Origin of the sequence: Lactobacillus gallinarum (assembly GCF_002160635.1) — a bacterium.
Taxonomy (GTDB): domain Bacteria; phylum Bacillota; class Bacilli; order Lactobacillales; family Lactobacillaceae; genus Lactobacillus; species Lactobacillus gallinarum.
Window position 1 is genome coordinate 23,218 of sequence record NZ_NFKZ01000005.1, and the last position, 22,694, is coordinate 45,911.

A 22,694-nucleotide genomic window follows, 5' to 3' on the forward strand; every position below is an offset into this window, starting at 1 on the left:
TTATCTTAAGTGAACACCCTTATCAACAAAAATCACGTCACCAGTTAAACCAGTTGCTAGATCACTCATTAGGAAGGCACAAGTATTTCCAACTTCTTCTTTAGTGACATTCACACCATCAACGGTTTCGCTTTGAGAGATCTTCAATAAATCAGCATGTCCTTTAATACCAGAAACTGCTAAGGTCTTCATTGCCCCTGCTGAAATAGCATTTACGCGAACACCTGCTTCACCTAAATCACGTGCCAAATAGCGGACACTAGATTCAAGAGCTGCCTTAGCAATGCCCATAGTATTGTAATTAGGCAAGGCACGATCGCTACCCATATAAGTTAATGTGACAATGCTGGCAGGATTATTTAAAATAGCAGCTCCTTCTTTGGCAACAGCGAGTAATGAATATGCGGAAACATCTAGAGCTTGACTAAAACCTGCGCGAGTTGAATTAAGAATCGAGCCGCCAAGTTCTTCTTTTTTAGCAAAAGCGATGGCATGAGCAATTCCATCGATTTTACCAAAACGACTCTTAATAAGATCAAAAGCGTTGGCAATACTTTCATCATTGGCAACATCACATTCAATTAAACGATTTTCATCCGTTACTAACTTGGAAATAAATTTCTTTAAGCGTTCGTTTTGATATGTATAAATCACTTCTGCGCCTTGCTGCTCCATTGCTTGTGCACATCCCCAAGCAATAGAACGATTATTAGCAACGCCCATTACCAAAATTTTCTTTCCTGTTAAAATACCACTCATTTTTTCACCTAAAACTTCCTAAAACGTTCATAGCGTCTTACTAATAGCTCTTCAGCAGATAAATTTTGCAGCTTATCTAATTCAGTTTGTAAAACTTGCTCAATATTTTGACATACTTGCAGATGGTCTGCTGGCTCGTCAATAATACCTTCAATTACCTTTTGCTGTAACAGATCCTTTGGTGTTAACCGCATCACTTCCGCAGCTTCTGCTGCTTTTTTAGCATCTTTCCATAAAATAGAAGCAAAACCTTCAGGAGACAAAACAGAATAAATACTATCTTCTAGCATCCACACTCCGTCACCACAGGCAAGAGCTAAAGCACCGCCTGATCCACCTTCACCATATATTATGGTAATAATTGGCGTTTTAGCTTGGCCAATACGCAAAAGATTTTGCGCAATTGCTTCACCTTGGCCATTTTCTTCTGCACTTTTACCTGGATAAGCACCCGCAGTATCTACAAATAAAAATACTGGTCGATGAAACTTGGCTGCATTTTCTACTAAGCGACAAGCTTTGCGATATCCACTAGGCTCTGGTTGGCCAAAGTGCTTTTCCATTCGTTCATTTAGACTATGGCCGCGACTAGTAGTAATGACAGTTACCGGTTGACCATGAAACGTTGCTAATCCGCCAACAATTGCTGGATCATCACCACTTAAGCCATCACCATGCAATTCAAAGAAATCTGGAAAAAGGACTTTTCTTAATTCATGACCTGAGATATGTTTTTCATCCCTAGCTGCCTGAACAACTTCCATTGCTTTCTTAGTCATTTGCTTCACCACCAAACTTCAAAAGCCACTCGATTGTGCTTCTTTCATCTTGTCTTTTGACTATATGATCAATAAAGCCGTGTTTAAGCACATTCTCCGCATCCTGCAAATCAGGAGCAATCTCTTGGTGGATTGTTTGCTCAATTACACGTCGACCGGCAAAGCCAACCATTGCATGTGGTTCAGCTAGAGTTATGTCTGCTTCTGTCGCAAAACTGGCAGTTACTCCTCCAGTAGTTGGATCAGTTAAAACAGCAATATACAAAAGACCAGCTTGACTGTGCTTAGCAACGGCATTGGATACTTTAGCCATTTGCATTAATGATAAGATACCTTCTTGCATGCGGGCACCACCAGATGCAGTAAATAAAACAACAGGCAATCCTTTTTTTGTAGCTTTTTCAAATAAACGGGTAATTTTTTCACCAGTCATTTGACCTAATGAACCCATAATAAAAGTGGGATCCATGATGCCTAGTGCAAAGCTTTGACCGTCAATCTTAGCCTGTCCTGTCAAAACAGCTTCATTAAGGCCACTATTTTTCTTTGCTTTAGCTATCTTTTGATCATAATTGGGAAATTTGAGTGGATCTGAAGGCGAAATCTCGCTGTCCCATTCCTCAAAATCATCGACTAACCATTCAATTCGCTTTTTAGCGGGAATTCTAAAACCATAATCACAATTAGGGCAGGTCAAATATGAATCTAACTGATTAGCAAAAATTTCAGTATGACACTTCGGACATTTCTTAAGTATGCCATCAGGAACGCGATCATCGGCAACTTTATTCGCCTTCACATGCTTTTCAGTTAACGTATTTTTATGCGGAAACAGCTTGACCATGTGCACGCTCCTTCCATTTAGGTAAAAATTCCTTCTCTAAATAAGTATTAGTAAATTTGCTGCTCTTAAATCCGGGATCCTTTAAAATTGCTAAATGAAATTCTTGGTTTGTAGTAATTCCGCGAATAACCATTTCTTTTAACAACCGTTCAATTTTAGCAATTGCTTCTGTACGAGTTTGACCGAAAGCTACTACCTTGGCAATCATCGAATCATAGAATGGTGAAATCATGCCGCCTTGATAAAGTGCAGTATCGATTCGCATCCCTGGATTGCCAATTGGTAAATAAAGATAATCAATATTCCCTACTGAAGGCATAAAATTATTGGCCGGATCTTCCGCATTAATGCGGCATTCGATTGCATGTCCCTTTGCCTTTAAATCAGCTTGAGTAAAAGGCAACTCTTGACCTGTAGCAACCATAATCTGAGCTTTTACTAGATCAACACCCGTAACCATTTCAGTAACAGTGTGTTCAACCTGAATACGAGTATTCATTTCCATAAAATAAAAATGATGGTCTTGATCCATTAAAAACTCAATGGTACCAGTATTTACATAATCTGCTGCTTCTGCTGCTTTGACTGCAATTTCACCCAAATGCTTTCGTTCAGCAGGAGTAATTAACTCACAAGGACTCTCTTCAAGCACCTTTTGCTTATTTCTCTGCAATGAACAGTCTCGCTCCGGGAAGTACACAGTATGACCAAAACTATCCCTAAAAATTTGGACCTCAATATGCTTTACATTTTGCATAACTTTTTCCAAATACATGCGATCATCACCAAAATCATTTTTAGCTTCGCTTTGAGCAGAGGCTAATGCGGCAGCCATTTCTTCGGGTTTTGTAACCTGGCGAATGCCTTTACCGCCACCGCCAGCTGCTGCCTTTAACAAAACTGGATAGCCTATTTTTTCCGCAATTTGCTTAGCTTCATCAGCTGAAGTAATAAAACCAGTACTACCTGGAGTAACTGGTACACGGTGAGCAACCATAGTTTGACGTGCATGTTCCTTATTTCCCATGCGATCAATTGTTTCAGCTTTTGGTCCGATAAAAATCAAGCCGCAATCAGTGCACATCTGGGCAAACTCAGCACTTTCTGACAAAAAACCATAACCTGGATGAATTGCTTCCGCACCTGTCCCTACAGCTGCTGCTAAAATATTTTTAATATTCAAATATGAATCAGTAGGCTGCGGTCCTCCTACACAGACTGCTTCATCAGCAAGCTGTACATGCAAACTATCACGATCAGCAGTTGAGTAAATTGCGACAGTCTTAATATTCATCTCTTTTAGCGAACGAATAATGCGAACTGCAATTTCGCCTCGATTTGCTACTAAAACTTTTTTAAACATCAATTTCACCTAGCCAATCATAAATGTTAATTCTGCTTCTGCAATCTTGTGTCCATCTATAGTAGCAATGCCTTTACCTACACCAATATTTTTGCGAATCTTGGTTAATTCAGTTTTTAACACTACTTGATCACCTGGACGAGCCTCTCTCATAAAATCAGCTTTTTGAATACCACCAAAATATGCAGTCTTGCCCTGAAAATCTGAAGTACTCAAAAGAGCTACCGCTCCAGTTTGAGCCATTGCTTCAACAATTAGCGGCGAGGGGAAAGCTGGATCACTTTTTGAAGAAGCCTGCACAAACTTTTCACTAAAACTCACATTATGAATCGCTGTAGCACTTTTTCCTTCTTCAAGATCAATTACACGATCTATCAAAAGCATCGGGTATCTGTGCGGAATAATTTTTTCTATAGCAGCAATGTCTAATTCTTTAGCCATTTTAATCTTCCTTTACTGAAATCAAGGGTTGATCGACTTCAACTAAATCTTCGTTCTCAACATTAATTGCTGTTACCGTTCCAGTTAAAGTACTCTTAATTTCTGTCATCATCTTCATGGCTTCAATGATGCAAACAGTTTGACCTTTTTCTACGTGATCACCCACCTTTACAAAGGCTGGTTGACCTGGTTTTGCTTGCAGATAAACAATACCCACAATTGGAGCCTTAACTGCCGCATCATTAGCATCAGAAGTACTTTCCACTTCAGTATCTTCAGATTTAGCTAATGTTTTAGAAGCTGGTTCTTTATTTTCAACTACTGGAGCAGGTTTACTTTGCATCTTATTAATCTTGTTTTTACTCAAGTAAAGATGAAAATCATCCTCGTCAATTTTCAATTCTCTAATATCAGAATCTTCAAACTGATCCATTAAACTTGAAATTGCTTGCAAATCCATTAATTTTCACTCCATTTTCTAAATGCTAATACAGCATTATGTCCTCCAAAGCCAAAGGAATTAGAAATCGCATATTCAGTAGAAAAGCTTTGATTATCTTGATTAATTAAATTAATTGAACACTCAGGATCTTGATTAAAACATCCCACATTCATTGGAAACTTATCTTTCATCAAACCTGCTACAGTAATTACGGCTTCAATTGCGCCAGCTGCACCTAACAAGTGTCCTGTCATGCCCTTAGTTGAAGAAACGCGCACGCTGCTATCTGATCCAAATACCTGATTAATAGCCTTGCTTTCTCCGCTATCATTAGCATGAGTTGCTGTACCATGTGCATTAATATAACCTATCTCATCCGGCGTAATCCCAGCTTCATCAATTGCCATTTGCATTGCACGAGCTGCGCCTTTGCCATCTGGATCAGGTGACGTAATATGGTAGGCATCACTTGTTGTACCGTAGCCAACAATTTCTCCTAAAATCTTGGCACCACGCTTTTGTGCATGTTCCAAGCTTTCTAAAACCATTGCTCCACTGCCTTCGCCTAAGACAAAACCATTTCGATCTTGATCAAAAGGCAAAGAAGCACGGTCAGGATCTGTATTTTGTGATAACGCAGTCAAAGCAGCAAAACCGGAGATTGCTGTTTCATTGACAGTCGCCTCACTACCACCAGTAATCATTGCTTGAGCTCGGCCTTCACGAATTTGGCGATAAGCTTCACCGATCGAATTAGTACCCGAAGCACAAGCAGTTACAATTGAGGTAGAAATATTTTGTGCATTAAAACGAATTGAAATATTTCCGGCTGCCATATTAGCAATAGCCATAGGGATAAAAAATGGAGAAACTCGACGTGGACCTTTATCATGCATGCAAATAACTTGTTGTTCAATTGTAGTTAATCCACCGATACCTGAACCAAAAATCACACCTAAATCTTCAGGCTTAGTATTTTCTTCATTGATTCCGGCCATCTTCACTGCTTCTGATGCAGTTTGTACTGCATATTGAGAATACAGATCCATTCGGCGAGCCTCTTTTTTACCAACGTATTCCTTAGGATCAAAGTCATCTATTTCACCGGCAACCGTAATCCCAGTTTCACTCGCATCAAATTTACTAATCTTTTTAATGCCGATTTTACCTGCCAAACTATTGTTGACAAAGTTTTCATAACCATTTCCATTAGGAGCGATGGCTCCCATTCCTGTAATTACGACTCTTTGCATTGAGATTTCTCCTACATTGTCATTCCACCATCAACCACGATAGTTTGACCCGTAATATAGTCATTTTGTGCCAAAAAAATAGCAGTCTCTGCCACTTCGTTAGCCTCACCTAGACGAGTTAATGGTATCTGCTCTAAAATATTCTTTTTTACTCTGTCTGATAATTCAGCGGTCATATCAGTATTAATCATTCCTGGTGCAATGGCGTTCACACGAATATTACGCATAGCTGCTTCACGTGCTGCTGCTTTGGTAAAACCGACTAGACCTGCCTTAGCTGCAGCATAATTAGCTTGTCCTGCATTGCCATGTAAGCCGACTATACTGGACATGTTGATAACCACGCCGCTACGCTCTTTATTCATCTTTTTAATAATTGCCTTAGTTAAAAAGAAAGGAACTCGCAGATCAAGATTAATAACTTGATCGAAATCTGCTTCACGCATCCCGATCAACATTTTATCGCGATTAATACCAGCGTTATTGATTAACACGTCAATTTTCCCATATAGATCCCATGCTTTTTTAGCAAACTCTTTTAAATCTGTTTGTGCTAAATCAGCAGATAAATACTGATATTCCGCGTTTTCACTATCTAGAATAGCCTTAAATTCGTTGCTCAGTTGTTCATGTCGTCCATTAATAATGACCTTTGCACCCGCCTTAGCGAACGCTAAAGCCATCGCTTGACCAATGCCACGGGTTGAACCAGTAATCAAAACTACTTTATTTTTTAATTCCATGTTCTTCCTCAATAAATTTTTGATAATCTGTCAAATTACCAATATGATAGTGTTCAAGTTTGCGGTCAACTTGTCGTGCAAAGCTGGATAAAGTTTTTCCTGGACCGATTTCAAGAGTAGCGTCAATTCCTACTTGATCTATCAAATATTGCACACAAGAACCAAAATGAGTCGGCACAGCTAATTGTCTTTCCATAATTTCAGCCCAGTCATCAGTAAATGGTTTAACCGTAGTATTAGAAATTACTGGGATTTCAACTTGAGCAAAAGAAACGTTAGCAAGTCGTTGATGCATTTTTTTGCTTGCCTCGTTAAATAAAGGCGTATGAAAAGCACCATTTACTTTTAATTCGACAGCTCGCTTTGCTGCTTCCTGATCATTAATTTCTTGCACAGCCTTTTTAACTGCTGACTCTTCCCCACCAATTACAATTTGCTTAGGTGAATTAAAATTAGAAAAATATACTTGTTGGTCAGTATTTTGCAATGCCGTCAAAATTGCATTTACTTTATCAACATCTGGCTTGATTAACGCAGCCATGCTACTAGAAACTTGATCAGCATCTTCTTGCATATATTTTGCACGATCACTAACTAAACTAATTCCTTCTTTTAAAGAAATCGCTTTGCTGGCAATCATTGCCCCATATTCGCCTAAAGATAAACCCACCATTCCAGCAGCATTAAAATCTGGCAAATCACGTTGCAACATCCGATAAATTCCGGCTTCAAAGGCAACTAAAGCTGGCTGAACATGAACTGTCTTTTTCAATTCATCATGCTCGCTCTTAAAATCAGCAACAATATCTTGACCGCTAGCTTCACTAGCAATTTCTACTGTTTCTTTAAAAAGCGGATCAGCTAAGAAATTAATTCCCATACCTGCCCTTTGAGCACCTTGACCGCTAAATAGTAAACCGAACTTCATTATTTTTGCTTGTCCATTTGATCCTTAACAAAATCAACTAATTGACTAATAGTTTGAATACTATCATCAGCGTCAAGTTCAATGTCATATTTATCTTCAAGTTCATTCAAGATTTCAAATAAATCTAAACTATCGGCATCTAAATCTTCTTTAATATTAGTGTCCATAGTGATCTTTTCAGGTTCAACATCTAATTCGTCTTGTGCAATTTCTTGAACATCTTTTAAAATTTCTTCTTTAGTCATTACTTTTACCTCTTATTTTCTAAAATTTAAATATTAGTGTGGCTACGGTTAATCCTCCGCCAAAACCACTCATGGCGACTAAATCGCCTTTCTTAATTACTTTATTAGCTACACATTCTGCTAAGAGAATTGCCTCACTGGCTGCAGCAGTATTGCCGTATTCAGCAATATTCATTGGGAACCTGCTTAGTGGTTGATCCAATTTTTTAGCGACTTCCTTAATTATTCGTTCATTAGCCTGATGCAATAAAAAATGATCTATTTCATCCAAATTAACATTAGCTTGTTGAGCGGCCAGTAAAATAGATTTAGGAACTTGATGCGTTGCGAAACGATATACTTCTCGACCGTCCATCTCAAAAGCAGACATTTTTCGATCATTTTCAAGCAAATCCTTTTTCGGCTTAGTATGACCAGCAGTTAACTTATTACCCATATTTCCAAAAGTTTTTAAATCCTGGCCTAATAAATGCTGATCATTGCTTACACTTAGTAATGCAGCTCCAGCACCATCGCCAAACAAAACGGCTGTCAAACGATCATGCCAATCAATCAACTTAGATAAAACTTCCGCACCGATTACAATCGCTTTGTGCCAGTGATTGCTAAGCAAAATATTACGAGCTACAGAAATAGCATAAGAAAAGCCTGAACAAGCTGCAGACAAATCAAAGGCAACGGCATTCTTTGCTCCCAACATTCCTTGGACCATCGCCGCGGTACTCGGAGTCATATTATCAGGTGACATTGTCGCCACAATAATTAAGTCAATTTCGTCCGGAGAAAAGTTGCTTTTTTCTTGTAACTTCTCTACCGCACGAAATGCTAACGAAGAAGTATTTTCCTCTGTACTTATATGTCTTCGTCTGATTCCAGTCCGCTTACTAATCCATTCATCAGAAGTATCCATGAATGAAGCCAATTGATCATTTGTAACAACTCGTTCAGGCACTGCAAAACTAGTAGCTATAAACTCAACATCTTTCACGTTTTTCAATCCCATCTAGTGTGAATTGACGAATTTCTCCAAATTTTTAAAAGCGTGATAGATCGTTTGTAATTCATCATCATTTAAATTCTGCAAAAAGCTTTTAACCATCATGTTGTGATAAGCATGATAAGCACGGCATAATACTCGTCCTTTTTTGGTTAAAGCTAATCGAACTACTCTGCGATCTTTTTCATCACGAATTCTTTCTGCATATCCCTTACGGACAAGCCGATCGACTGTCGAAGTAACTGTAGCACGTGACAAGTGCAACTTATCGGCCACTTGCGAAACGGTTAGATGATCATACATCGTAATCGCATCGATTGCATGTAACTCTTTAACAGTTAAATCTTTGAACTGACTCTTTTTAAGTTCTTCTTCTTCAATGCGATTAATACCGTAATAAGTGTTGTAAAGCGCATCATTTATCTCTTGATATAAGTGTTTCATAATCTAGTTCCTTTATCGTTTATATTCAACTTAAATTATAAAACAAAATCATTTAAATTATTTAAGAGAAAGAAAGTTCTGCACTACAAACAAGCTTATCTTGGATATATGCTTCAGTTTTAAAAATAAATTCGTCTTTAAGCTTACGTTTAACTTTAATTGTTAACTGATCTCCTGGCTTAACCATTTCTCTAAAACGAGCCTTTTTAATTTGACTCAGTTTCAAAGCAGATCGATCATTATCAAGCAATACTTCACATCCCTGCGCTAACGCTTCAACGATCAATACTCCTGGCATCACCGGATTACCCGGAAAGTGCCCTTGAAAAAATTCTTCATTCATCGTTACATTCGTCAATGCAGTTAATTCATTCGAATTTTTTTCAAGAACACAATCTACTAAACTAAGCGGCTCACTACGTCCAGTTAGCCGTTCTATTTCTACGGCATTCAAGATCCTTTAGTTCACCTCTTTATTTTGTTTATCAAATAGTTTGATATTCAAATTATTTGATAAACAAATCATATTACTTTCATTTAAAATGTCAATAGTTCAATTTCGTATAGAAAATCTTAAAATTGCTTTATTTAAACAATGAAAGCCGTTAAATTTATTTTTATTTTTTCTCAAAAAACAAAAAAGCCTTCCAATCGGAAAGCTTTTAAAGTCAAATATTCAAATTATTTTTATTCTTCAGGATCTGCATCTGAGTGGAACGTCATACTAAAACCGGCTTGAAATTCTTTATTAGGTTCCAAATGATTCATGCCATATTTATGTTCTAATTGACCATCTGCATCATCTCTGTCAGCAATTCCCCACCATGGCTCAATACATACATAATCCGCTGTCTTAGGATATTGTGACCAAATACCAACAAATGGTGCATTTCTGGTCCAAACATTAATGTGGAATTTACTCTTGTCAGTTCTAAGTGATACTTTATTATCGTGTCCATGTAATTCATAAATTAAAGCATCATTCTTAAATAATTCATCACTCAAGGAAATAAAACTATCAGTTGAAGCTAATGAGCGGTTATTCCAATCAAGGAATGCGTTCTTTAAAGGAATTTTCACACGAGCTACAGATGGATGCATATCGAAGAAGTAATCTTCCTTCTTTTCATCATCTTTTATTGGCAAGTTAAATCCTGGATGTCCGCCAACACCAAAGATCATAGTGTCATCAGATTTATTTAAAACGCTAAAGTTTTCTTCAAGTAAATTATTCATCAAATTATAATTTACTCTAAATTCAAATTTGAAAGGATAAACCTTATGGGTTTCTTCGTTATCTTTTAACAAGAATGTGATACTTTCTTGAGTATGATTTTCAACCTCAAACTTAGAATCTCTTGCAAAACCATGTTGTCCTAAATGGTAAGTCTTACCCTTATAAGTATATTCGTCATTCTTCAGTCTACCTACAATTGGGAAAAGAACCGGTGCATGTCTTCCCCAAACTTTAGGATCAGCTTGCCACATAAATTCTTCACCAGTATGAACACTTTTAACACTTTGAATCTCAGCACCTTGATCTGAGATTACAACTTTAATCATATTATTTTCAATAGTATAATCCATAACTTAATTTGTCCTTACTTAGCTTATTTAATAATATCAAAAATATAATGTAATCGCTTTGATTACTTATATTTTAACATTAATCATTAAACAAAACAGATGCTTTTAACAAAAAACAGCTGGATAATCAGCTGTTACTTAATTTATAAATTATAAAATGAACTTAGTTAAGTCCTTGTTCATGATAATGTCATGTAATTTTTCTTCAACGTATGCTTCAGTAATGGTAATTTCGCCCATTTCCATATCAGGACCTTCATAGAGAACATCTTCAAGTAATTTTTCAAGAATAGTAGAAAGACGTCTGGCACCAATATTGTCTGTCCCCTGGTTAACATCAAAGGCAATTTGAGCAATCTTATCAACTGCTTCTTGAGTAAAGATTAACTTAATACCATCAGCCTTCATTAAAGCAATATATTGCTTAAGCAATGAATTTTGTGGATCCTTTAAAATCTTGACAAAGTCATCCTTAGTCAATGCATTAAGTTCTACTCTAATTGGAAAACGACCTTGCAATTCCGGAATCAAATCACTTGGCTTGCTTTCTGCAAAGGCACCAGCAGCAATAAATAAAATATGATCAGTTGAAACAGGACCATACTTAGTATTTACGGTTGAACCTTCAACGATTGGCAAAATATCTCTTTGTACACCTTCACGAGAAACTTCACCAGAATTACGCTTGTTACCAGCAATAATTTTGTCAATTTCATCGATAAAGATAATACCATTATTTTGGCTTCTCTCAATAGCGCGTTGATAAATAGTATCATAATCTACCATCCTGCGTGATTCTTCTTGAATCAAGACTTCACGTGCGTCACGAACAGATAAAGTACGCTTAACCTTCTTCTTTGGCATAATGTCATTAAGCATGGAGCCCATGTCCATTCCCATTTGTCCCATCATGTCACTCATTGGATTAGCTTTAGGAGCTTGTTCAACTTCAATGGTTACTTCACGATCTTCAAGCAAACCTTTATTTAGCTTTTCAGCAACATCCATCCGCTGATTTCTAACTTCATCAGTTACTTCTTCTTGATCGCCATTTTGATTATTTGGATTTGCACCGCCCATTAGCATAGACATCATGTCTTGCATTTGTTGCATTTGGTTTCCACGCTTTTCACGCTTAACACCAGGAGCAAGCAAACGAACCAATTGCTTGTTAGCTTCTTTAGTAGCTTGAGGCTTTACACGCGCAAATTGATCCTTTTCTTCCATACGTACGGCTTCGCCTACTAAATCACGGACCATTGATTCAACATCACGACCAACGTAACCTACTTCAGTAAATTTAGTAGCTTCTACCTTAACAAATGGTGCTTCTACAATTGAAGCTAAACGACGAGCAATTTCAGTTTTACCAACACCTGTAGGACCTGCCATTAGCAAGTTTTTAGGTGTAATTTCATGTTGCATTTGCTTAGACAATTGCATTCTACGATAACGGTTATAAAGAGCAATTGCAACTGACTTTTTAGCTTCATCTTGACCGATAATATATTCGTTTAAGATCTTAACTATTTCTTTTGGTGTTTTAATAGCCATACTTTACTCCTTAAATTTCATCGGTAACAATATGATCATCAGTAAAGACATCGATTCCTGAGGCAATTTTTACAGCTTCATGAGCGATTTCATCAGCTTGCATATCATTTGCATGACGTGTCATTGCAATAGCTGCTGCTTGTGCAAAGTTACCTCCTGAACCAATTGCCACAACGTTTTCATCTGGTTCAAGAACTTCACCATTACCTGAAATTAGTAACAAATCTTTATCATTAAATGCGATTAACATTGCGTTTAATTTTTGCAAAGTTGGATCCTTACGCCATGCTTGAGCCATTTCTACGGCTGCACGACGAAGATCACCACTATATGCTTCAAGCTTGCCTTCAAGCATATCTTGCAAGCTAACAGCGTCAGCAACACCACCGGCAAAACCGATAATTACACGATCATGGTAAATACGACGAATCTTACGTGCAGTTGCCTTAGCGATTACCTTTTCACCTAAAGTAACTTGTCCATCACCTGCAATTGCAGTTTTTCCATTAAATCTTACTGAACAAATTGTTGTCATATTAAACCTCAACTTTCTTTATTACGAGGGAAGTATTTTTCATAATCTGATTTTAAATGCGCCATTGTAACATGCGTATAAATCTGGGTAGCAGATAAACTACTGTGTCCTAATAGTTCTTGGACGCTGCGTAAATCCGCCCCATTATTAAGCATAGCGGTTGCAAAAGTATGACGCAACTCATGAGGGTGAACTTTTCCACTTATTCCAGCCTGATTAAAAGTTTTTTGCATCACATATTCAATTCCGCGTTTGCTCAAAGGCTTGCCTAAATTACTTAAAAAAACATGCTGTTCAGCATCATCTTTTAATAAATTAGGTCGTGCATCTTCAAGATACTTAACTAGCGATTTTTTTGTATGATCATCAAAAGCAACATAACGATCTTTATTTCCTTTACCATGGACCAAAATCGTTTGTAAATTAAGATCTATTTGATGCAAGGTTAAATTGCTAACTTCACTTACACGCATCCCCGTAGCGTAAAACAGTTCAAATAATGCCAAATTACGCACTGTCAAAGGCTGATTACCTTTCAGTGAGTCAAATACCTGCTTCAGCTCGTTCTCGTAAAAAAATTCTGGTAATTTTTTCTCCCCACGTCTTAGGGCAATTCCCTGTGTGGGATCAATCTGGATAAATTTTCTTCGCGTTAAAAAGCGGAAAAATGAATGTAAACTCGACATTTGTCGCGCTTGACTGCTACGTGCTAATTTACGATCAGCTAAATTTTGTAAATAAATCTGAATATCACGTTCTTGCACATTCTTCCAGCCATCAAAGCCACCATTATTTTGCCAAAATTTTTTAGCTTCTAACAAGTCGGTTTGATAAGAAGAAATAGTTAAATCGCTATAATGTCGCTCATTTTGCAAATAAGAAATAAAATGAGTTAATTCATCTTGTTTTTCTGACATTAATCTAAAACTTCCGCTTTAAATTTATCTATGCTTTCGATACCACGTTCACTAATTTTTTCGTGACGTTCACGCTTTTTACGGATCTTCTTACCTTCCCAGGCAGGTAAAAGCGCAAAACTAGCATTCATTGGTTGAAAATGCTTGGCACTAGTAGTAGTAACATAATTTGCCATTGACCCTAATGCAGTGTCTTTAGGAAAGGCAATTGGCTCCTCACCTAAAGCTTCACGTGCAGCGTTAATTCCGGCTACTAAGCCACTTCCTGCACTTTCAACGTAGCCTTCAACACCTGTCATCTGTCCTGCAAAGAACAATCCAGGACGCTTCTTAGCTTCGTAACTAGCAGTCAACACGTCTGGAGAAGCCATATAAGTATTTCTGTGCATCTTGCCGTAACGAACAAAACGAGCATTTTCAAGTCCAGGAATCATAGAAAAGACCCTCTTTTGTTCACCATACTTCAAGTGAGTTTGGAAACCAACAATGTTATACATTGAAGCAGCAGCATTATCTTGACGAAGTTGGACTACTGCATATGGTGTTTCACCGGTATGAGGATCTTCCAGACCTACTGGTTTAAGCGGTCCGAACAACATCGTCTTAGCACCTCGAGCGGCCATAACTTCAATTGGCATACAACCTTCAAAAACATCATTCTTTTCAAAACCATGTAATTGAGCAGTTTCTGCTTTAATTAATTCACGAGTGAAGTTTTCATATTGTTCCTTGTTCATTGGACAATTTAAGTAAGCAGCTTCTCCGCGGTCGTAGCGTGATTTTTTATAAACAATATTCATATTAATTGAATCCGCAGCTACAATTGGAGCAGCGGCATCAAAGAAATGCAGACTATCTGTACCAGAAAACTTCTGAATTTGCTCAGCCAATGCGTCACTGGTTAAAGGACCAGTGGCAATAATAGTGATGCCTTCTGCCGGAATTTCAGTAATTTCTTCCTCATGAACTGTGACATTATCTAAGCCACGCAAAGTATCAGTTACGTATTTACTAAAACTGTCACGATCCACTGCTAATGCTCCACCAGCAGGAACTTGGGTCTTATCAGCGGCTTTCATAATCAATGAATCAAGATGACGCATTTCTTCTTTTAAAAGTCCTACTGCATTAGACAACTGATTAGAACGCATGGAGTTTGTGCAGACTAATTCCGCAAATTCGCCGGTTTCATGTGCAGGCGTCTCTTTTTGAGGACGCATTTCGTACAGGTCAACGTGAATTCCACGCTTAGCTAATTGCCAGGTTGCTTCACTTCCAGCAAGACCTGCTCCGATTACAGTTACATTTTTGGGCATTAAATCACCTTATTCTTAATCTTATTTATCTTCATTTTCTTGTGGTTCCTCACGGTAATCACCATTTGGACACAATATAACTGGTCCTTTTTTCGAATGCTTTTCTACTAAGAAATGACCATCGTTAGGGCAGTTCCTGCCAATTGGTTTGTCCCATGATACAAAATCACATTCTGGATAACGTGAACAGCCATAGAATTTGCGATTTCTACGTGATTTCTTTTCTACCACTTCACCTTTACCACACTTAGGACAAACCACACCAATCTTCTTCACAATTGGTTTAGTATTACGACAATCTGGGAAACGTGAACATGCATAGAACTTGCCATAACGTCCCATCTTAATTACCATCGGTGCACCACAGATATCGCAGTTAAATCCAGCTGGTTCGTCTTTAATTTGTACCTTTTGAATTTCGCTATCTGCTTTGTTCAATTCCTTCTTAAATGGCTGGTAATATTCGTCAACTACACTTACCCATTGCTTTTTACCATCTTCGACTTCATCTAATTCATTCTCAAGATGAGCAGTATAGTCTACATTAGCAATGTCTGGGAAAAATTCTTCAACTAATGTATCAACAATTTCACCTAATTCAGTTGGAACAATTGAACGACCATCTAACTTGACGTAATAGCGACGTTGAATGGTATCAATTGTAGGTGCATAAGTTGATGGACGTCCAACACCATTTTCTTCTAGAGCGTGAACCAAGCTAGCTTCAGTATAACGAGCAGGGGGTAAAGTAAAGTGCTGCTTGTTATCTGACTTGGTCATTTTAACTTGATCGCCTTCTTGCAAGTCTGGCAATTCAACATTCTTTTCTTGCTGATTATCATAAACTTTAGTAAAACCAGCAAATTTCATTTTTGAACCAGTAGTTCTAAAAATTACGCCATTTTGCACAATATCTGCTCTAACAGTGTCATAAACAGCAGGAGTCATTTCACTAGCTAAGAAACGTGACCAGATTAGTTTATACAAACGGTATTGCTCTTTAGTTAAAACATCCTTTAATGATTCAGGAGTTCTATATACGCTAGTTGGACGAATTGCTTCGTGGGCATCTTGAGCATCTTCCTGATTCTTAAAATGTCTTTGACTCTTAGCAGCAAATTCTGCTCCATAATTTTCATGCAAGAACTTTGAAGCTTCTTGTTGAGCAACTGGAGAAGTTCGTTTAGAGTCAGTTCTCATATAGGTGATTAAACCAACAGTGCCCTGCTTGCCTAGACTAATTCCTTCATATAATTGCTGTGCAATGCTCATAGTTCTACGAGTTCTATAGCCTAAGCGTTTATTAGCTTCTTGTTGCATAGTTGAAGTAGTAAATGGTGCAGCAGGCTGTCTGCGACGTTGACGAGAAACAACTTTTTCAACAATAAAGTCTTTCTTCTTATCAATCTTTGCTAAAACTTCTTTAACTGCATCAATATTTGGCAATTCTGTCTTCTTGCCATCAACACCATAAAAAGCAGACTTAAACTTTTCTTTGTCTTTTGCAAACTCGGCATCAATTGTCCAGTATTCCTTAGGCTTGAAGTTTTTAATCTCTTTTTCACGATCAATAACTAGCTTCAAAGCAACAGATTGAACACGACCAGCACTCAAACCTTTTTTCACTTTAGCCCATAAAATTGGGGAAAGTGAGTAACCTACAATTCGGTCAAGAACACGACGAGCTTGTTGAGCATCAACAGTATCCATATCGATTGTTCGTGGATGCTTAAAACTTTCTTTAACCGCATCTTTGGTAACTTCGTTAAAAGTTACTCGGTTTTTGGCATTCTCATCTAAATTAAGAGCATGCGCAACGTGCCAAGCAATAGCTTCCCCTTCACGATCGGGGTCGGATGCCAAGTAGACTTCTTTAGCTTTTTTAGCTTCGCTTTTAAGTTCTTTAATTGTGTCACCTTTGCCACGAATGGAAATATACTTTGGCTTATAGTTATCTTCAAAGTCAATCCCCATTTGAGACTTAGGTAAATCACGAATATGGCCTTTTGAGGCAATAACGTGATAATTTCTACCCAAATATTTTTCAATAGTTTTAGCCTTTGCGGGAGATTCCACAATGACTAAAGTTTTTTTACGTTTTTTAGTTTTTGATTTACTTTTTGCTTTAGTAGGCATTAAATGCCTCCTTATTTAAATATTTTTTTTACTTTATACAGTCCAAAGATAAATAATACTTTGTTAATTGTCAAATCTTTTCGTTTTTGAATTTAAAATCAACAATTGGTGTAGCGCCCGCTTCAATCAACTGATTAGGACCTGCAGACAACTTACTAGTAATTGGACCAGGGACTGCATAAATATCTCTATTTTCTTGTAATCCTAAGCTCGCAGTAATTAGTGAACCAGACTTTTCTTTGGCCTCTGTAACAATGATACTTTCACTCAAACCAGCAAGAATCCTGTTACGCTCGGGAAATCTATAGGGCCTCGGCGGCGTATCTGGCAGGTATTCACTAATAATTAAACCATTATTTTTTATTTGCTCTTGCAAGGAATAATTTTCTGTAGGATAAGAATGGTTCAAGCCATTGCCAACTACGGCAATAGTACGACCTTCATTTTTTAAAGTGGCTTCATGTGCCAAGGCATCTACTCCCCTAGCTAAACCGCTAGCAATTACTTTATTTTGATCAAGCAAATTTGGAACTAATCGATTAATTACATCCCTACTGTAGCGTGTCGGATAACGCGAACCAACAATCGTTACGATATCCTTCTTTAATAAAGACAAATTTCCCTGTGCAAATAAAATTAAAGGCGGACGATAAATCTGCCGGAGTTTTTCAGGATACTCTTCATCAAAGAAACTAATTACAATACATTGCCGCTCAATTTGGCTAGTCAGTTTGGCTAATTTATCATCATTAAAAGCCAATTGACATGCATTTATCAATTTTTCTGATAAATCCATCTCGTTTAAATCATCAATTTCAATTTCTAATCCCGGCTTCATTTGATTGGTAATCGTTAATAATTTTACGTAGCCGACACCCTTTTGCAATTTTAGTCTTAATAAAAATTCTTTTTTTTTCATAAAAAGCCTCCACTATTTATTACGCAAAAAAAGAAGCTTTTTTCTTTTAAAATCGAATTTTATTTAAAAAAATCACTTACAGGAGCAAAAGTCTTACGGTGAATCGGAGTTGGACCATATTTCTTTAACGCTTCAACATGTTCCTTAGTGCCATAACCCGCATTTCTAGGAAAACCATATTGTGGATAAATTTTATCATAATCATCCATCAATTTATCCCGAAATACCTTAGCAACAATAGACGCAGCTGCAATAGAATTGGATTTAGCATCCCCCTTGATCAACTCAATTTGGGGTATATCTATTGGTACATTCATAGCATCAACCAAGAGTGCATCAGGTTTTACATCAAGAGCTTTTACTGCTTGAGCCATCGCCTGACGGTCTGCTTCATAGATATTAATCTGATCAATTACAGCGGCACTTTTGACGCCAATTCCGACGCTGACAGCTTCTGACAAAATCTTAGGATAAAGTTGCAGTCTTTTTTCAGGGCTTAATTTTTTAGAATCATTCACTTCTAATAAATCAAAATTATGATCAATAATCACAGCAGCTGTGACTACTGGCCCAGCCAAAGGTCCACGACCAACTTCATCAACGCCAGCGACTAATTCTCCTTTTTGCCAAAATTGTTTTTCATATGAAAAGCGTTCTAAAAAAGCTTCTTTCTTTGCTAATAACTTAGCTTGCTTTTTTCGATAACTAACTATTAATTTCTGTACGCCCACCCGAGGATCTTTTTCTAATTCCGCTAATTGAGCCTCAGTTACATCATTTGATGATAATAATTCTTTTACTTCTTTAATCGTCATTGCTTGGCCTATCTAACGTAATTCTTCCAATTGCGCCCTTACGTAATCGCTGCAACATAAATAGTGAAAATCTATCATAATCATCACGCATACCATATTTTTCAGTCATTGCTAAAAGAATATCCGGATCTGACAAATTCTCAATATCTGCACTATTTAACTTAGAAAACTTAGTCAAATCTTTCAAATAGTGCTGGCGTAAATTCTCAAGTACATATAAAGCCACATCATCAGCATGAAATACGCTATCCTTAATTGCACCAAAGGCAGCCAACTTATAACCAACTTCTTGGTCTGAAAACTTAGGCCATAAGATACCCGGTGTATCCAAAACTTGAATATTACTACTGGTCTTTAGCCATCTTTGGCCTTTCGTAACGCCTGGCTTATTACCTACTTCAGCCACATTGCGTCCTACTAAGCGATTAATGATGGTCGATTTGCCGCAGTTAGGAATACCTGCAAGAGCTATTCTAATCGTAGGATTTGAGGCACCTCTAGCTTCCAGTTTTTTAGTCTTTTCTGCAGCAGCTTTTTTAACCATTGAGATTAACTTTTGCATATTGGTATTATGCAGTGAATCAATAGCCAAGACATATTTACCTGGTCCACTTAATTTAGTGGCCCACTTTTTAGTTAAAGCAGGATCAGCTAAATCTGCTTTATTCAAAATAATAATATGAGGCTTATTGCCTACTAATTCTTCTATCATTGGATTTCTTGATGATTCGGGAATTCTAGCATCAAGAACTTCAACTAAAACATCGATCAAGCCTAATTTGTCTTCGAGCTGATTTCGAGCCTTATTCATGTGACCTGGATACCATTGAATTGTTGCCATATTATCTCTTCTTTCTTTAATATTATTCTTCTTCATCACCTAAGAAAATTACTTCCGCAATCAAAATTTCTCGATATAATACCAAAAAGCCATGCCGATACTCTTGTTCTTGCTGTGCAATTTTTCCTAAATAATTACGTTCTTGTCTAAAAGTATAGCGATAAACTTCCGCTCTAAATTCTTTTTGATCATCTGTTAATTCTTTTTGTTTAACAGTATATTTAACTTCTCTAACAAAATCCTTAATAGAAGTTTGATTCATTTGTGTTCGCAAATCGAAATCTAGCTGCTTGCGAATCTTTTTAGGCAAATAAATCTGATTCATCTGCTTTAGTGCATAATGAACCATCGCCTTGCGTACACGATTTACTTCTTTCCTTTGATCTAAATCAGGCTTGTCTTTTTCCAAAATAAATCTAAACACAACTGTAGGAACTATTAAACTTAATAAAATCAATACAATTTCACTAACTAAAATCAAATGAAGATCAGCAATATTAACGCTCATTTCACTTAAAGTATAAGCCAAGGCAAAAGTCACTGCACCATGAATTCCACCTAAACTAAAGATTAATGCGTCCTTTGAATTGACTTTTCCTTTAATTGATGGTGAAAATCGACAATAGAAAAAGCGCACTGCCAAATTCGCAACATATAAAATTATACCAATTAAAATTGCCTCAATCGTCTGTTGATTGAAAACATCATCGCGCATTGATCGAATAATAATAATTCCTAAAAGCAAAAAGACAGCACCATTTAAAATATCAATTATTAATTGTGAAAATTGGTGATTACTGTAAAAAATCGATGCATTCGTTAAACGACTACGCTCAGATTCTACGTTGTGAAGTAAACCTGCAGCTACCACAGCTATGATCCCTGAAACATGAATTTCTTCAGCTACAAAATAAATAATAAAAGGTGTCAAAAAGAATAAAACTTCCATGGGCATCTTTACATCAGATACCAAATGGTATTTTGATCTGAAGCTCTTTTGCCTCAAAAAGACTAGAATAGCCGCGATTAAAATTCCTAGCACAATTCCACCACCAGCAGAATAAAGGAGGTCAATAATCGCTTCACCAACATGAAGCTGCTTATGAATATACCAATCTACTGCCATATTGAGCAGTATAATACCGGACGCATCATTAAATAAAGATTCATCTTTAAGATAAAAACTAATTTTTTTAGGCAGCTTTAGCCCGTGAATGACTGATTCAGTTGCCGTTGCATCTGTTGGTGTAGAAACAGATGCCAAAATAAATGATAGTGGCAGAGAAAGTCCTATAGCATAAACTCCCAATCCTGCTACAACTGTTGCTAACACGATCATTACTACCGTTAAGCCAACGATTGCACGCCAGCTACGTAAAATACTATATAGCCGAGTTCTTTGGCCCTCAAAAAATAAGAGCGGTGCGACAATCAAGCCCAAAAAGACTTCTGAATTAAAATTTTCAATTAAAAGATTGGTCTGCGGCACTAACGCAATCGCCATCCCAATAACTAGGGCAATATAATTAACTGATATTTTTTGTAAAAATCGTTGCTGGATCATCGTTGCCATGGCAACAGCAAAGACGAGCACTCCAATAAAAATCATTACTTCCATTTTATTTCTCATCCAATGAAAAAGCCCAGGCAACAGAGGCTTGGGCTTAATACATCATTTTGTCTTCATACATTCTATATGCACGATCAAAAATAGACATACTTGGTAAATAACTAGCATTAAGTTCTAAATAATCTGACAATTTTTCATAATCTTGTTCCTGCTTAGGAAAAGTCAGATCATGCTGTGCGTTATTCGCAAATTGTGCTATTTCATCTGAAGAATCCGCATCACGCTGCGTCATCAAATAACGATAAAAACTTTCTCGATAAGCCATTTTTACTCCGTATAAAACATAACTGCGTAGGCACCATGACCTGCATGAGTAATAATAATTGGACTAGTTTCTCGAATCAAAATATCTAAATTAGGATTTACTTCCTTAAAACGAGCAGCTAATTTTTCCATATCATCTAGTGTATCAACATATGAAATACCTACTTGCTTAACCTGATCGCCCAATTCCTTCAATTGGTCAACCAACATATCATTAAACTTTTCGGTGAATTTCTTGCCCCGTCCCTTTTTAGGTACTAAGACTTTCCCATTCTTCATTTGCAAGAAGATTCTAATATTTAACATGCTGACTACACGACTAGCCAATTTTCCAAGTCGGCCGCCTTTTACAATATTGGTTAAATCAGGAATCATCATTTCCAAATACATATTGTCTTCCATTTTCTTCAGATGATCCAAGATTTCATCAATAGACTTGCCTGCTTGAGCATCTTTAGCTGCAGCAAGGACTTCATAGCCTTCGCTTCGATCTGTATAACCAGAATCATGGCATACGACCTTAGCATCAGGAACCATTTGAGCTGCTTGCTTAGCGGCATCGATTGTTCCACTAAGAGACTTAGCCAAAAAGATTCCTAACACTTCACTGCCATCAGCAGTCAACTTTTTAATTGTTTCTACAAAGCGACCAATTGGAGGCTGACTGGTCTTAGGCACATCACTGCCTTCATCCATTCTTTCAATAAAGTCGCGTCTAGTAATATCTACACCGTCAACATATGTCTTACCATCAATAGTTACTGACAAAGGTACAACAGTAATATCATATTTTTTTATTTCTTCTTCAGTTAATTGAACTGAGGAATCTGTCATAATTTTAATTTTTGACAATGTATTCGACCCCTATTCTAAGATGCTCACTTTAATTTTTATGATAAAATATGAGCAAGTAACATATAGTTAGTATATCAAAAATTTTCC

25 protein-coding genes are annotated in these 22,694 nt (G+C 37.1%); all 25 read right to left on the reverse strand.

Annotated features, from left to right (window positions below; all coding sequences use genetic code 11):
* The 25 genes from fabI to B5E95_RS03375 all read right to left on the reverse strand — a co-directional run bounded on the left by fabI (position 1) and on the right by B5E95_RS03375 (position 22,604).
* Positions 1–759: an enoyl-ACP reductase FabI gene (fabI, locus tag B5E95_RS03255; protein ID WP_087235561.1), complete on the reverse strand. Its 759-nt coding sequence runs from the start codon at positions 757–759 to the stop codon at positions 1–3.
* 8 nt (positions 760–767) lie between these two features.
* Positions 768–1,538, reverse strand: coding sequence for an acetyl-CoA carboxylase carboxyltransferase subunit alpha (gene accA, locus B5E95_RS03260; RefSeq protein ID WP_087235562.1), 771 nt, complete (start codon positions 1,536–1,538; stop codon positions 768–770).
* Positions 1,531–2,382, reverse strand: coding sequence for an acetyl-CoA carboxylase carboxyltransferase subunit beta (locus B5E95_RS03265; protein WP_087235563.1), 852 nt, complete (start codon positions 2,380–2,382; stop codon positions 1,531–1,533). Before B5E95_RS03265 ends, accA begins: the two co-directional genes overlap by 8 nt.
* Positions 2,360–3,745, reverse strand: coding sequence for an acetyl-CoA carboxylase biotin carboxylase subunit (gene accC / locus B5E95_RS03270; protein ID WP_087235564.1), 1,386 nt, complete (start codon positions 3,743–3,745; stop codon positions 2,360–2,362). The genes B5E95_RS03265 and accC overlap by 23 nt, the downstream gene beginning before the upstream one ends.
* 9 nt (positions 3,746–3,754) lie before the next feature.
* Entirely contained in the window at positions 3,755–4,186 is a 432-nt protein-coding gene (gene fabZ / locus B5E95_RS03275) for a 3-hydroxyacyl-ACP dehydratase FabZ (protein WP_087235565.1), read from the reverse strand.
* 1 nt (position 4,187) lies between these two features.
* Complete coding sequence (gene accB / locus B5E95_RS03280) at positions 4,188–4,646, reverse strand: acetyl-CoA carboxylase biotin carboxyl carrier protein (protein WP_087235566.1); 459 nt, start codon at positions 4,644–4,646, stop codon at positions 4,188–4,190.
* Positions 4,646–5,881: a beta-ketoacyl-ACP synthase II gene (gene fabF / locus B5E95_RS03285; RefSeq protein ID WP_087235567.1), complete on the reverse strand. Its 1,236-nt coding sequence runs from the start codon at positions 5,879–5,881 to the stop codon at positions 4,646–4,648. The genes accB and fabF overlap by 1 nt, the downstream gene beginning before the upstream one ends.
* Positions 5,882–5,892: 11 nt before the next feature.
* Complete coding sequence (locus tag B5E95_RS03290; protein WP_087235568.1) at positions 5,893–6,624, reverse strand: 3-oxoacyl-ACP reductase family protein; 732 nt, start codon at positions 6,622–6,624, stop codon at positions 5,893–5,895.
* Positions 6,608–7,552, reverse strand: coding sequence for an ACP S-malonyltransferase (locus B5E95_RS03295; RefSeq protein WP_087176169.1), 945 nt, complete (start codon positions 7,550–7,552; stop codon positions 6,608–6,610). Before B5E95_RS03295 ends, B5E95_RS03290 begins: the two co-directional genes overlap by 17 nt.
* Positions 7,552–7,797, reverse strand: a complete 246-nt coding sequence (locus B5E95_RS03300; protein WP_087176170.1) for an acyl carrier protein — start codon at positions 7,795–7,797, stop codon at positions 7,552–7,554. The genes B5E95_RS03295 and B5E95_RS03300 overlap by 1 nt, the downstream gene beginning before the upstream one ends.
* Positions 7,798–7,816: 19 nt before the next feature.
* A complete protein-coding gene (locus tag B5E95_RS03305) occupies positions 7,817–8,785 on the reverse strand; it encodes a beta-ketoacyl-ACP synthase III (protein ID WP_241146309.1) in 969 nt (322 codons plus the stop codon).
* Positions 8,786–8,800: 15 nt separating this feature from the next.
* Positions 8,801–9,238, reverse strand: coding sequence for a MarR family winged helix-turn-helix transcriptional regulator (locus B5E95_RS03310; RefSeq protein ID WP_087176172.1), 438 nt, complete (start codon positions 9,236–9,238; stop codon positions 8,801–8,803).
* Between the two features lie 61 nt (positions 9,239–9,299).
* A complete protein-coding gene (gene fabZ / locus B5E95_RS03315) occupies positions 9,300–9,692 on the reverse strand; it encodes a 3-hydroxyacyl-ACP dehydratase FabZ (RefSeq protein WP_162606872.1) in 393 nt (130 codons plus the stop codon).
* 233 nt (positions 9,693–9,925) lie between these two features.
* Entirely contained in the window at positions 9,926–10,825 is a 900-nt protein-coding gene (locus tag B5E95_RS03320) for an aldose 1-epimerase family protein (protein ID WP_087235571.1), read from the reverse strand.
* Positions 10,826–10,975: 150 nt separating this feature from the next.
* Positions 10,976–12,379 carry an ATP-dependent protease ATPase subunit HslU gene (gene hslU / locus B5E95_RS03325; RefSeq protein ID WP_087176175.1) on the reverse strand — a complete coding sequence of 468 codons (1,404 nt, stop codon included), beginning with the start codon at positions 12,377–12,379 and terminating at the stop codon, positions 10,976–10,978.
* Positions 12,380–12,389: 10 nt separating this feature from the next.
* The gene (hslV, locus tag B5E95_RS03330; protein ID WP_014918884.1) at positions 12,390–12,914 is read right to left on the reverse strand and encodes an HslVU peptidase proteolytic subunit; all 525 of its coding nucleotides are present in this window, start codon (positions 12,912–12,914) and stop codon (positions 12,390–12,392) included.
* Positions 12,915–12,922: 8 nt separating this feature from the next.
* Positions 12,923–13,831, reverse strand: coding sequence for a site-specific tyrosine recombinase/integron integrase (xerA, locus tag B5E95_RS03335; RefSeq protein WP_025005759.1), 909 nt, complete (start codon positions 13,829–13,831; stop codon positions 12,923–12,925).
* A complete protein-coding gene (gene trmFO / locus B5E95_RS03340; RefSeq protein WP_087235572.1) occupies positions 13,831–15,147 on the reverse strand; it encodes a methylenetetrahydrofolate--tRNA-(uracil(54)-C(5))-methyltransferase (FADH(2)-oxidizing) TrmFO in 1,317 nt (438 codons plus the stop codon). The genes xerA and trmFO overlap by 1 nt, the downstream gene beginning before the upstream one ends.
* 21 nt (positions 15,148–15,168) lie before the next feature.
* Positions 15,169–17,283, reverse strand: coding sequence for a type I DNA topoisomerase (topA, locus tag B5E95_RS03345; RefSeq protein ID WP_025005757.1), 2,115 nt, complete (start codon positions 17,281–17,283; stop codon positions 15,169–15,171).
* A gap of 70 nt (positions 17,284–17,353) precedes the next feature.
* Complete coding sequence (gene dprA / locus B5E95_RS03350) at positions 17,354–18,202, reverse strand: DNA-processing protein DprA (protein ID WP_025005756.1); 849 nt, start codon at positions 18,200–18,202, stop codon at positions 17,354–17,356.
* Positions 18,203–18,261: 59 nt separating this feature from the next.
* Positions 18,262–19,017: a ribonuclease HII gene (locus B5E95_RS03355; RefSeq protein ID WP_025005755.1), complete on the reverse strand. Its 756-nt coding sequence runs from the start codon at positions 19,015–19,017 to the stop codon at positions 18,262–18,264.
* Entirely contained in the window at positions 19,007–19,858 is an 852-nt protein-coding gene (ylqF, locus tag B5E95_RS03360) for a ribosome biogenesis GTPase YlqF (RefSeq protein ID WP_056945444.1), read from the reverse strand. Before ylqF ends, B5E95_RS03355 begins: the two co-directional genes overlap by 11 nt.
* 22 nt (positions 19,859–19,880) lie before the next feature.
* Entirely contained in the window at positions 19,881–21,476 is a 1,596-nt protein-coding gene (locus B5E95_RS03365) for a cation:proton antiporter (RefSeq protein WP_087235573.1), read from the reverse strand.
* A gap of 46 nt (positions 21,477–21,522) precedes the next feature.
* The gene (locus B5E95_RS03370; RefSeq protein ID WP_025005752.1) at positions 21,523–21,753 is read right to left on the reverse strand and encodes a YozE family protein; all 231 of its coding nucleotides are present in this window, start codon (positions 21,751–21,753) and stop codon (positions 21,523–21,525) included.
* Positions 21,754–21,755: 2 nt separating this feature from the next.
* Positions 21,756–22,604 carry a DegV family protein gene (locus tag B5E95_RS03375; RefSeq protein ID WP_087235574.1) on the reverse strand — a complete coding sequence of 283 codons (849 nt, stop codon included), beginning with the start codon at positions 22,602–22,604 and terminating at the stop codon, positions 21,756–21,758.
* Positions 22,605–22,694 lie beyond the last annotated feature (90 nt).

Excerpts from the sequence above, each read along its gene's own strand:
- fabI (WP_087235561.1), bottom strand. The coding sequence starts at position 759 with ATGAGTGGTATTTTAACAGGAAAGAAAATTTTGGTAATGGGCGTTGCT.
- accA (WP_087235562.1), bottom strand. The coding sequence starts at position 1,538 with ATGACTAAGAAAGCAATGGAAGTTGTTCAGGCAGCTAGGGATGAAAAA.
- B5E95_RS03265 (WP_087235563.1), bottom strand. The coding sequence starts at position 2,382 with ATGGTCAAGCTGTTTCCGCATAAAAATACGTTAACTGAAAAGCATGTG.
- accC (WP_087235564.1), bottom strand. The coding sequence starts at position 3,745 with ATGTTTAAAAAAGTTTTAGTAGCAAATCGAGGCGAAATTGCAGTTCGC.
- fabZ (WP_087235565.1), bottom strand. The coding sequence starts at position 4,186 with ATGGCTAAAGAATTAGACATTGCTGCTATAGAAAAAATTATTCCGCAC.
- accB (WP_087235566.1), bottom strand. The coding sequence starts at position 4,646 with ATGGATTTGCAAGCAATTTCAAGTTTAATGGATCAGTTTGAAGATTCT.
- fabF (WP_087235567.1), bottom strand. The coding sequence starts at position 5,881 with ATGCAAAGAGTCGTAATTACAGGAATGGGAGCCATCGCTCCTAATGGA.
- B5E95_RS03290 (WP_087235568.1), bottom strand. The coding sequence starts at position 6,624 with ATGGAATTAAAAAATAAAGTAGTTTTGATTACTGGTTCAACCCGTGGC.
- B5E95_RS03295 (WP_087176169.1), bottom strand. The coding sequence starts at position 7,552 with ATGAAGTTCGGTTTACTATTTAGCGGTCAAGGTGCTCAAAGGGCAGGT.
- B5E95_RS03300 (WP_087176170.1), bottom strand. The coding sequence starts at position 7,797 with ATGACTAAAGAAGAAATTTTAAAAGATGTTCAAGAAATTGCACAAGAC.
- B5E95_RS03310 (WP_087176172.1), bottom strand. The coding sequence starts at position 9,238 with ATGAAACACTTATATCAAGAGATAAATGATGCGCTTTACAACACTTAT.
- B5E95_RS03320 (WP_087235571.1), bottom strand. The coding sequence starts at position 10,825 with ATGGATTATACTATTGAAAATAATATGATTAAAGTTGTAATCTCAGAT.
- hslU (WP_087176175.1), bottom strand. The coding sequence starts at position 12,379 with ATGGCTATTAAAACACCAAAAGAAATAGTTAAGATCTTAAACGAATAT.
- hslV (WP_014918884.1), bottom strand. The coding sequence starts at position 12,914 with ATGACAACAATTTGTTCAGTAAGATTTAATGGAAAAACTGCAATTGCA.
- xerA (WP_025005759.1), bottom strand. The coding sequence starts at position 13,831 with ATGTCAGAAAAACAAGATGAATTAACTCATTTTATTTCTTATTTGCAA.
- trmFO (WP_087235572.1), bottom strand. The coding sequence starts at position 15,147 with ATGCCCAAAAATGTAACTGTAATCGGAGCAGGTCTTGCTGGAAGTGAA.
- topA (WP_025005757.1), bottom strand. The coding sequence starts at position 17,283 with ATGCCTACTAAAGCAAAAAGTAAATCAAAAACTAAAAAACGTAAAAAA.
- dprA (WP_025005756.1), bottom strand. The coding sequence starts at position 18,202 with ATGAAAAAAAAAGAATTTTTATTAAGACTAAAATTGCAAAAGGGTGTC.
- B5E95_RS03355 (WP_025005755.1), bottom strand. The coding sequence starts at position 19,017 with ATGACGATTAAAGAAGTAAAAGAATTATTATCATCAAATGATGTAACT.
- ylqF (WP_056945444.1), bottom strand. The coding sequence starts at position 19,858 with ATGGCAACAATTCAATGGTATCCAGGTCACATGAATAAGGCTCGAAAT.
- B5E95_RS03365 (WP_087235573.1), bottom strand. The coding sequence starts at position 21,476 with ATGGAAGTAATGATTTTTATTGGAGTGCTCGTCTTTGCTGTTGCCATG.
- B5E95_RS03370 (WP_025005752.1), bottom strand. The coding sequence starts at position 21,753 with ATGGCTTATCGAGAAAGTTTTTATCGTTATTTGATGACGCAGCGTGAT.